Genomic DNA, 10328 nt, shown 5'->3' with positions numbered 1-10328 from the left:
GCCCCTTTGATAGGGGCTGTCTTATTTTCTTAACTGAATTTCTTTTTATTCGGCTTCGATGCCTTTTTCTTTGTAAAGGCGGCGGCATGCACGTCCATCGCTGTGGAAGAGGTGGCAGCGATGCCCAGGAATACCAATTGTCAATGTATCACCTGTTTCAACGCCCAAAGTATCAGGCTGGCGGTAAATTACATCAGAATCAGAGCCTTTCAAGTTCATGTAGACTTGTGTTTCATTGCCGAGTTTCTCAACCATCATCACTTTGCCTTCAATTTTCGCGTCACCATCTTCAGCGCTCAGCAAGTGCTCTGGACGCACACCTAATGACATACGCTCGCCGCGAGTGATCGTGGTGCCATCGACCAAAATCCAAAATGAGGTTCCATTAGAGAGTTGAACTTTCACGCGTTCGGCTTCGACATCTTCGATGAATACGCTCATGAAGTTCATTTTAGGAGAACCGATGAAGCCTGCGACGAAACGATTTTCTGGGTAATGATACAACTCGAGTGGTTTGCCTACTTGTGATACGAAACCAGCATCCAAGACCACGATTTTGTCAGCCATTGTCATTGCTTCGACTTGATCATGGGTAACGTAAATCATAGTACAGCCCAATTTGCGTTGCAGTTTGGTTATCTCTGAACGCATCTGTACGCGCAGCGCTGCATCTAGGTTAGACAGCGGCTCATCAAGCAAAAAGACATTCGGTTGTGAGACTAAAGTACGCCCAATCGCGACACGTTGACGTTGGCCACCTGAAAGAGACTTAGGTTGACGTTCAAGTAAATGGCTGAGTTGGAGAATATCGGCGGCGTGCTCAACACGTTGCTCGATCTCCTTTTTATCGGCTTTGGCCAACTTTAGGCCAAAAGACATGTTGTCGAAAAGATTAAGGTGCGGGTAGAGCGCATAGGATTGAAATACCATGCCGACGCCACGTTTAGAAGGTTCAACATCATTCATTCGCTTATCGCCAATAAACAAGTCACCCGAGGTGATATCTTCTAGGCCTGCTATGCAACGCAGTAGGGTGGATTTCCCACAACCTGACGGACCGACAAAGACGACAAATTCGCCTTCTTGAATTTCTAAGTCGACATTTTTAGAAATTAATACATCACCGTATGCTTTACATACATTTTTTAACGTGACACTCGCCATAGAGCTCGTCCTCGATCAATATTTTTTATAAATCACTGCCCATCATTATATGAGTTTTCTTGCAGGCAATGACAGCAGGAATTGGGTAAGGTGGTTAATAATGTAAGAAAAAGGGTGATGTCTTCAAATTAAGGGAGTTTGAAGAAAGCATCACCCATCCATGCCAATGATTTAGTTCACTTCCCCTGCACATTGAGCGTCTCCCCCGTTATAAAATCAATTACCACGAACGCTCATTTATGACAGCAAACCAATCTAGCGATGTAAGCCAGTAAACGATGAGTTACTGGAAAAGGCTCTTACTATCCACTCTGGGATGACTGTATTTTGTGTGATGTGTGTGTTTGATACATCCTCCTAATTGAGTTTTTTATAGGGGGGAGTAGCGATGGATGCGATGGAGGAGGGGTTTAAGGGCTGAGTTAGATCCAGTTCAAATAATTAATGGCTGTTAAGTGGAAGCATGTCACAAAAAGGTATTTTTTTGTGATTGAGCTCTCTAACCTTGAGCGATGATGATCACGAAAATAGTCCATAATATCGAGGGCGTAGGGCGTAGGAGGATGAGTCAAGTTAGGTTTTCTCTGATTATATATGACGAAATACGGCGAAACCTGTTGGTGAGCCCTACAACACAAAAATAAAAAGGATATGAACATGAAAAACGCCCTAAGCACAGTCGCGCTAAGTACTCTAGTTGCTCTTGGTTCGTTTGGTGCACATGCTGCTATTGAAGAAGGACAACTCACCATTTGGATTAATGGTGATAAAGGCTATAACGGTTTGGCTGAAGTGGGTAAGAAATTTGAGGCGGACACGGGTATCAAAGTGACCGTGGCTCACCCTGACGCACTTCAAGATAAATTCCCACAAACCGCAGCAACGGGTGATGGACCTGATATTGTGTTCTGGGCTCATGACCGTTTTGGTGGTTATGCAGAAGCTGGCTTGCTGGCTGAAATTAAACCTTCAAAAGCGATTCAAGAGGGTATCGTGGATTTTGCCTGGGATGCGGTGAAATACAACGGTAAAATCATCGGCTACCCAGTCGCGGTAGAATCCTTGTCTCTCATCTATAATAAAGATCTTGTGCCAAACCCACCGAAAAGCTGGGAAGAAGTGGAAGCGTTGAACGCCAAACTTAAGAAAGAGGGCAAAACGGCCATCATGTGGAACTTGAAAGAACCGTATTTCACATGGCCTCTTATGGCGGCTGATGGCGGTTACGCATTCAAATACACGATTGATGGCTATGATGTGAAAGATGCGGGTATCGCGAATAAAGGCGTAAAAGACGCGATGAACTTCATGAAAGGCTTAGTGGACAAAGGCGTGATCTCTCCTGATATGGACTACTCTGTTTCTGAAGCTGCGTTTAACCAAGGTAAAACGGCAATGACGATCAACGGTCCGTGGGCTTGGGGCAACATTGAAAAATCAGGCATTAACTACGGTGTGACGACATTACCGAAATTTAACGGGCAATCTTCCAAGCCGTTCGTGGGCGTATTGACGGCTGGTATCAGCACCGCTTCTCCAAATAAAGATCTCGCCATTGAGTTTATCGAAAACTACTTACTCACCAATGATGGTCTGCGCATGGTCAATAATGACAAACCTCTTGGTGCGGTGGCTCTTAACTCTTTCCAACGTGAGCTTGATGCAGATACACGCATCGCCGCGACAATGGATAACGCAATGAATGGCGAAATTATGCCGAACATCCCTCAGATGAATGCATTTTGGGGCAGCGCGAAAAGTGCAATTATCAATATTGTAGATGGCCGCCAAACTGTCGATGCCGCACTGGCTGATGCAGAAAAACAAATGACTAAATAATTCGGTTTTGGTCCAGCCCTTAAGGAGAGGGTAACCTCTCCTTCATTTTACGTTTATATCGCTAGCAGGTTCTTCTATGCAGTCAGTTCAAGGTACAGATGTTTTGTCAGCACCCGAAACGGCACTTCCTTCCAGTAAAAATGTGCTCATTAAATGGGCATTATTAGGTACGGTTGGTATCGTTAACGGTTACGCCACTATTCTTATGTATTCTCGCGGTGAGCTCGCCTTTGCGCTGCTTACTCTCATTCTTACCGCTCTGGCCCTTTATATTTTCGGCAGTAAACATACTTACGCACACCGCTATATTTATCCGGGTATCGCGGGAATGATCTTATTCATCCTCTTTCCTTTGGCCTACACCGTTGGTCTGGCTTTTACTAACTACAGTGCTAAAAACCAACTCTCTTTAGAACGTGCACAAACCGTGCTGTTGGATCGAACTTATCAGGGCGGGGAAAGCTATCCTTTCACTCTATACAAAACGGAAAGTGGTTATCGAATTGCAATCGAAGATGGAGAGCAGACGCTCGCTACCGACGTGTTTTCCTTAAATGGCTTATCGGTGACCGATATGGACCTTCAACCTATTGAGGGTATTGAGGGCAGCAAAGAGCCGATTAAAACCATTATTAATCACCGTGCTACGTTGAGCTCAATTGATCTGCATTTCCCTAGTGGTGAAGATGTACGCATGAGTGGCTTGCGCAAGTTTGCCGCCGTATCGCCGCTTTACACCATGCAAGATGATGGCGAAACGCTGGTCAATAATCAAACAGGCGAAATACTACGGCCGAATATGGATGTTGGCTTTTATCAACCAGTGGACGAAAGTGGTCAATTTATCGGTGCGACAGTATCGCCTGGTTTTGTGGTGAAAATTGGCACACATAACTTTGAGCGTGTATGGAAAGATGACGGTATTAAAGAGCCTTTCATTAATATCTTTATCTGGACGGTCGTTTTCTCTACCTTAACCGTGATTTTTACTCTCATGATTGGTTTGGTGCTAGCCAGTGTCGTGCAATGGGAAGAGCTTAAAGGTCGCGCCGTTTACCGAGTGCTATTAATCCTGCCTTATGCTGTTCCTGCCTTTATTTCTATTTTGATCTTCAAAGGCTTGTTCAACCAAAGCTTTGGTGAGATCAATATGGTGCTCAACAGTATTTTTGGCATTAGTCCTAGCTGGTTCTCAGACCCTTTTCTCGCTAAAAGTATGGTGCTGATCGTCAATACTTGGCTTGGTTTTCCTTACATGATGATTTTGTGTATGGGTCTTTTGAAAGCGATTCCAGAGGATTTATATGAAGCATCGGCGATTGATGGTGCAGGTTTTTTACACAACTTCACCCGTATCACCTTGCCGCTAATGATCAAACCAATGACTCCGCTACTTATCGCGAGCTTTGCATTTAACTTCAACAACTTTGTGATGATTCAGCTTCTGACACAAGGTGGCCCAAATATGATTGGCACCTCAGAGCCTGCCGGTTACACCGATTTACTCGTAAGCTATACCTATCGTATTGCGTTTGAAGGAGCTGGTGGTCAAGACTTCGGTTTGGCTAGTGCCATCGCAACCTTGATCTTCCTACTGGTCGGTGGTTTAGCGCTACTCAACTTACGTTTCACTAAGCTGTCACAGAATTAAGGAGTAATCGTTATGGCTATGGTACAAGGTCAATCTCTCAAATATCGCTTATGGGCGACTCATGTTGCTCTGTGGGCATTTTTATCGCTGATCATTTTTCCACTATTGATGGTCATTGCGATTTCATTTCGTGAAGGGAACTTTGCCACGGGCAGCTTGATCCCAGATAACCCATCTCTAGAACACTGGAAATTGGCATTAGGTTTTGCTGTCACTAATGCTGATGGCTCTGTTACACCGCCACCATTTCCGGTTCTGACTTGGTTATGGAATTCAGTGAAAGTAGCAGGTATTACTTCAGTGCTCATTGTGGCCCTATCGACAACGTCTGCTTATGCCTTTGCGCGCATGCGTTTTAAAGGTAAAGACACCATCCTAAAAGCGATGATGATTTTTCAAATGTTCCCAGCGGTACTGGCACTGGTTGCGATGTATGCACTGTTTGACAAATTAGGTCAATACATCCCATTTCTTGGCTTAAATACGCATGGTGGTTTAATTTTCTCCTACCTAGGTGGTATCGCACTGCACGTATGGACGATCAAAGGCTATTTTGAAACGATAGATAACTCATTAGAAGAAGCGGCTGCTTTAGATGGAGCTACACCATGGCAAGCTTTTAGACTGGTGCTGCTACCACTCTCTGTGCCGATTCTTGCGGTTGTGTTTATTCTCTCGTTTATTGGGGTGGTTGGTGAAGTACCAGTGGCATCTTTGCTACTTTCTGATGTAAACTCATATACATTAGCGGTGGGTATGCAGCAGTATCTTTATCCTCAGAACTATTTGTGGGGAGATTTTGCAGCAGCAGCAGTATTGTCTGCTTTACCTATCACTGTCGTATTTTTGCTTGCACAGCGCTGGTTAGTCGGAGGACTTACGGCCGGTGGTGTGAAAGGATAATAACGATAGGGCGACCGTGAGGTCGCCCATATTGTATTAGCTTAACGTATTTGGTTTGGCCGCCGATCAGTTAAGTAATATGCAAATCTGGCGTTACGCATAGCTGGCTGTTAGCTTTATTCCTTACTATCCAACAAACTAACAGTTTTTGTAACCAAGACCCGAGCATTGCTTGGGTTTTTTTATATCTGTATTAAAGGGTGCTATTGGTAACGCACATGCAGTATATGATGAATTGAATGTCTCAAAAGTGAAATGGTGTTTGGATGCGACTCACATCTGAAATCTTCGTGTAACGTCGTAAAGGAAAGCTAAAAAATTAGAACTCACGGCTAGAAGGGGCGCAGCCTAAGTATTGCAAAAGGACATACAAACTCTCTTGCTGCAGCGCAACGCGGCGAAACAAATCGGCGAAGGTATCATCTCCGCCAAAGCAGGCACGGATATAGTGGTTAATTTCTTGGGGCTGGTAGCCTTCAACGTAAAGCGTTCGGACCCAGTGATACTCAATTGACTTTGGGTCGACTAATGTCGATTCGCTCAAGGTAATCTCTCTGGGAGTCAAAGCCTTTTCCTATCATCGATGCAAAATTTCAGAGAACTCGATTTAAGCAGATAAAGATGAAGAAAAAATGACAACTGAGCGCATCATGGGTGGTTATTTTAAGTACTTAACGTGAGCTTCCATCTCTTCCCCTATCTCTTTACGCATGTTCATTAAGCGTATCGCTGATTGGCGTAGGGCAATATCTTCTGCTGTTTGCGGCACCCATTCGGGTATAGGGGTGGGCTTGCCTTGCCCATCGACAGCCACCATGATGACAATACAATGGGTAGTCAGCTGGTTTTTCAACTCTTTTGGATCACTCGCTTGCACATCAATGGCAATATGCATTGAGCTCGTTCCCGTATAAATGACTTTTGCGCTGACTTCAACGAGGTTCCCTACGTGGATAGGAGCGACAAAGCGGATCCCTCCAGCATAAGCGGTGATGCAATATTTACCGCTCCAGCCTGCTGAGCATGCATAGGCCGCTAGATCTATCCATTTCATGACAGCGCCACCGTGGACTTTACCACCAAAATTCACATCACCGGGCTCTGCTAAAAAACGCAAAGTTATTGCACGTTGGCCACTACTCATTGGGGAATCCTTGTTTTTTATTAACGGAATCATAAATAACAAAGCGTTAACCAAACTGCAATATTATTTTGAATGCAGCAGATATAAAAAATCCTCTTAGTTGCCTAAGAGGATTTTTAAAGCCGAGCGGTACGAGTTATTTACTTTATGTTGTACCTTATTGAGCCAACTGAGCGTTAGTTATTCAGTTGCGTTAATAATAGTTTAAACAGTATTTCGACGTAACTGTTCGATCGAACAGGTTCTATCTCTGATGAGATTGTTTAGCGTGATTTCTCCAATAACCTAAGGAGAAGTCACATGACTATTTCAATTTATTCACATACCTTTCAAAGTGTCCCTCAAGCTGATTATGTGTCATTGCTGAAGTTGCGCTATAAAGTTTTTTCGCAACGCTTGCAGTGGGAGCTAAAAACAAATCGAGGAATGGAGACTGATGAGTACGACGTTCCAGAAGCACACTATTTGTATGCCAAAGAGGAACAGGGTCATTTAGTGGGGTGTTGGCGAATTTTGCCAACGACGTCGCGTTATATGCTTAAAGATACTTTTTCGGAATTACTCGGTGTGCAGCAAGCACCCAAAGCAAAGGAGATTTATGAGCTGAGTCGTTTTGCGGTCGATAAAGATCATTCGGCGCAATTGGGCGGCGTGAGTAATGTTACGCTGCAGATGTTTCAGTCGCTGTATCATCACGCCCAGCAATATCACATCAATGCCTATGTAACGGTCACATCGGCCAGTGTGGAAAAATTGATTAAGCGGATGGGGATCCCATGCGAAAGACTCGGTGATAAAAAAGTGCATCTTTTGGGAAGTACACGTTCTGTCGCTTTGCATATTCCAATGAATGAAGCATATCGTGCAAGTGTCAATGCATAAGCCTTATAAATAGGGATTGATATAGCCACCTAAAATAGCTTTAGTTATCGCTTGGTAGCGATTCGTCGCGCCAAGCTTTTTACAAGCATTACTGAAATGGAACTTCACGGTACGTTCTGACGTATTAATAATCGTGGCAATTTCCCAAGCGCTTTTGCCTTCGGCCGCCCAAGCTAAGCATTGTACTTCACGTGCGGTGAGCACCGCTCTCGGTTTTGCGTCTTTATGGTAACGGGTGATGTTGCCAATATTATGAGCCAGTAACGGTACAATGAGCTGTGAAGTATGGATACTTTGTTGATTCAAATCGTAAGACTTGGTATCTGAGGTTGCAAAACTTATCATGCCAAATTCCCCCCTAAGTCCATGGATTGGAATGCTAAATCCCGCTTTGAGTCCATTGCAACGCGCCTCTTCGAAAATGACTCGTCCATCATCATTGACCCGCTTAGCGTCATCCCAGCGAATGGGCAAAAAATTGGTAATGCTGTATTTGACAATCGGATCGATATGCATGAAGCCGGATTCATCATATTGCTGTCGCCAGCTATTGGGGTAATTGTCCGTGACAAGCGTTTCACTGGTTTTTAACGTGGGTTGAAAAGAGAGGCCAAAGAGGAAAAATTCATGACCAATTAAGTTATTGAGCCTATTGAGTACATTTTCCAAATCACCGTGGCTAGTGATTTGTTGGTTCTCTTGGATCAGTCTCAGAATTTTGTACATAAGCCGAAAGTTCTAAATTGCGTCGTACTATATTGGCACTTATATCAAAAAAAACCGTAACAGTACGAGCAAATAATGAAATAGTTTATCTCTTTGGCGGGAAAATCTAGTTCAAATGTCGGTTTTGGCCTCAATCTATCTATACCACCTGAATGGTTACTTCATTTTCACGAGCGAATACATCAATTTCTTCTGGTGGTTGAGCATTGGTAATGATCAAATCTACGTCGGCAATTGTGCCTAGCTTAACCATGGCATTACGTCCGAATTTGCTGTGGTCGACACCGAGATAAACACAGCGACTATTTTCGATGATCGCCCGTTTGACTCTCACTTCGTGATAATCGAAATCTAAAAGTGAGCCATCATAGTCAATGCCGCTAATCCCTAAAATACCGAAATCGAGACGAAATTGTGAAATGAAATCCAAAGTGGCTTCACCCGTCACGCCACCGTCTTTATTACGCACTTCACCGCCCGCTAAGATGACATTGAAATCAGGTTTGGCCATTAAAATCGTCGCCACGTTAATGTTGTTGGTGACAATGCGCAGATTTTCGTGATTGAGCATTAATGCCCGAGCTATAGCTTCAGGTGTCGTGCCTATGTCGATAAAGAGCGTTGCGCCATCGGGAATGTGTTTGACTAGCTCGGCAGCCACTTTCTCTTTTTCTTGCTGATAAGTCACTTGGCGAGTGTGGTAAGAGGAGTTTTCAGAACTAGACGCGATGGTAGCGCCGCCGTGATTGCGTCGTAACTTATTGGCATCCGCAAGTTCGTTGAGATCTCGGCGGATGGTTTGTGGGCTGACATTGAATCGCTCGACTAAATCATCGGTACTCACAAATCCGTGTGTTTGAACTAATTCGATAATTTCTTGATGGCGTTTAACTGCTTTCACCTTAAATATCCTTATTCATTGAAGCTTAAATAGGTCAATACCTTGAATGCTTACTTTGCGTAAGGCACTACGACTTTGTGAGTGTACGGTTTAATCGACCAAATTCAATCATTAGTGAATGGGATACGCGAGTATTTGCTCGTTTTAAGTGATAATTCACATTAAACGAACATTATAGACCCTTTATGGAACATAGTTATGTTTCTTGGAATGTGGCACATTGATTCCGTCCAGCGAGCTTGGCTTTATAAAGTGCTTTGTCTGAGCGGCGATAAATTTCGAAAAAATCGGCATCGCTACCCGCAATTTCAGAGATACCACAACTGATACTAAAGTGTGCGCCGTTGTCAAAAAATGTGTATGCATAAAATTCTTTACGCAAACGATCTGCCACTTGAAAGGCCTCATGCGCATTCGCCTTATGCAGAACAATCAGAAACTCTTCACCACCAATTCTACCGCAGGCATCGCCATGGCGTGTGTGCTTTCTCGCTATCTCTGCTAACTGCCAAATCACATCATCTCCTCGCTGGTGGCCATAGGTATCGTTTACTAACTTGAAGTTGTCGATATCAATCGCGATACAACTTATCGGATAATGATCACGCTGAGCCAACGTAAATTCATTACACGCTTCTCGCCACAACTTGCGGCGATTGTAGAGCTGCGTTAAGTCATCGGTATTGGCCAGAGTGTGTAGTTGCTCTCGCAGTTCGACAATATCGGTAATCTCAGTAGAAACACCGATAAGGCCAATCACTTCACCGGTTTGTGTACTTAGAATAGGTTTCTTTATTGCGCGGTAGACGCGTACTTTGGTATCGAATTTTGCTTGTGCACGTTCTTCACTGATGAAAGGCTGTTTGGTATCAAATACCATTTGATCGCTGTGTAAAATATCGGCGAGTAGGTCATCTTGAAAAAAATCATGATCAGTTTTGCCTCTGAGTTCTTCCAAAGTTGTGCCAAACAGTTTAAGTGTTAGCTGATTTGCATACAGATACTCACCTTGACGGTTTTTTACGAATACGTATGAACCGAGCTCGTTGAGAACAAGCTCATGCAAGGCAAACAAATTATTGCTATACACATCTTCGATGTTATCAAGAATCATTATC

The 10328-nt window shown here is 43.9% G+C and carries 10 protein-coding genes; 4 read left to right on the top strand and 6 right to left on the bottom strand.

All coding sequences use genetic code 11. The features are described 5' to 3' along the window. Nucleotides 1-45: 45 nt before the first annotated feature. On the bottom strand, nt 46-1164 hold the full coding sequence (gene malK / locus B9J84_RS12660; protein ID WP_017045996.1) for a maltose/maltodextrin ABC transporter ATP-binding protein MalK: 1119 nt from the start codon (nt 1162-1164) through the stop codon (nt 46-48). Nucleotides 1165-1821: 657 nt separating this feature from the next. Here malK and malE point away from each other — a divergent pair. From malE to malG, 3 genes are all read left to right on the top strand, one after another. Then, complete coding sequence (malE, locus tag B9J84_RS12650) at nt 1822-3003, top strand: maltose/maltodextrin ABC transporter substrate-binding protein MalE (protein WP_094124283.1); 1182 nt, start codon at nt 1822-1824, stop codon at nt 3001-3003. Nucleotides 3004-3079: 76 nt separating this feature from the next. Continuing rightward, a complete protein-coding gene (gene malF, locus B9J84_RS12645; protein WP_094124282.1) occupies nt 3080-4654 on the top strand; it encodes a maltose ABC transporter permease MalF in 1575 nt (524 codons plus the stop codon). A 12-nt stretch (nt 4655-4666) separates the two neighbouring features. After that, complete coding sequence (malG, locus tag B9J84_RS12640) at nt 4667-5557, top strand: maltose ABC transporter permease MalG (protein WP_010317575.1); 891 nt, start codon at nt 4667-4669, stop codon at nt 5555-5557. 319 nt (nt 5558-5876) lie between these two features. On the opposite strand, the gene B9J84_RS12635 is transcribed toward malG, so the two are convergent. Together B9J84_RS12635 and B9J84_RS12630 are read right to left on the bottom strand one after the other, a co-directional pair. After that, nucleotides 5877-6122 (bottom strand): hypothetical protein, encoded by a 246-nt coding sequence (locus B9J84_RS12635; protein WP_017045998.1) that lies wholly within the window; start codon nt 6120-6122, stop codon nt 5877-5879. 93 nt (nt 6123-6215) lie between these two features. Then, nucleotides 6216-6701: an acyl-CoA thioesterase gene (locus tag B9J84_RS12630; protein WP_026027856.1), complete on the bottom strand. Its 486-nt coding sequence runs from the start codon at nt 6699-6701 to the stop codon at nt 6216-6218. 300 nt (nt 6702-7001) lie between these two features. Here B9J84_RS12630 and B9J84_RS12625 point away from each other — a divergent pair, with 300 nt between their 5' ends. Further along, a complete protein-coding gene (locus B9J84_RS12625; RefSeq protein ID WP_013868065.1) occupies nt 7002-7583 on the top strand; it encodes an acyl-homoserine-lactone synthase in 582 nt (193 codons plus the stop codon). Between the two features lie 3 nt (nt 7584-7586). Here B9J84_RS12625 and B9J84_RS12620 read toward each other — a convergent pair whose 3' ends face one another. From B9J84_RS12620 to B9J84_RS12610, 3 genes are all read right to left on the bottom strand, one after another. Continuing rightward, on the bottom strand, nt 7587-8309 hold the full coding sequence (locus B9J84_RS12620) for a LuxR family transcriptional regulator (protein ID WP_094124281.1): 723 nt from the start codon (nt 8307-8309) through the stop codon (nt 7587-7589). 139 nt (nt 8310-8448) lie between these two features. Continuing rightward, nucleotides 8449-9210, bottom strand: a complete 762-nt coding sequence (locus tag B9J84_RS12615) for a DeoR/GlpR family transcriptional regulator (RefSeq protein ID WP_094124280.1) — start codon at nt 9208-9210, stop codon at nt 8449-8451. Nucleotides 9211-9406: 196 nt separating this feature from the next. Beyond that, on the bottom strand, nt 9407-10324 hold the full coding sequence (locus B9J84_RS12610) for a GGDEF domain-containing protein (protein ID WP_094124279.1): 918 nt from the start codon (nt 10322-10324) through the stop codon (nt 9407-9409). Nucleotides 10325-10328: the final 4 nt, after the last annotated feature.

Origin of the sequence: Vibrio sp. V03_P4A6T147 (assembly GCF_002241085.1) — a bacterium.
Classification (GTDB): Bacteria; Pseudomonadota; Gammaproteobacteria; order Enterobacterales; family Vibrionaceae; genus Vibrio; species Vibrio anguillarum.
This window is presented reverse-complemented; position numbering and strand designations above follow the sequence as displayed.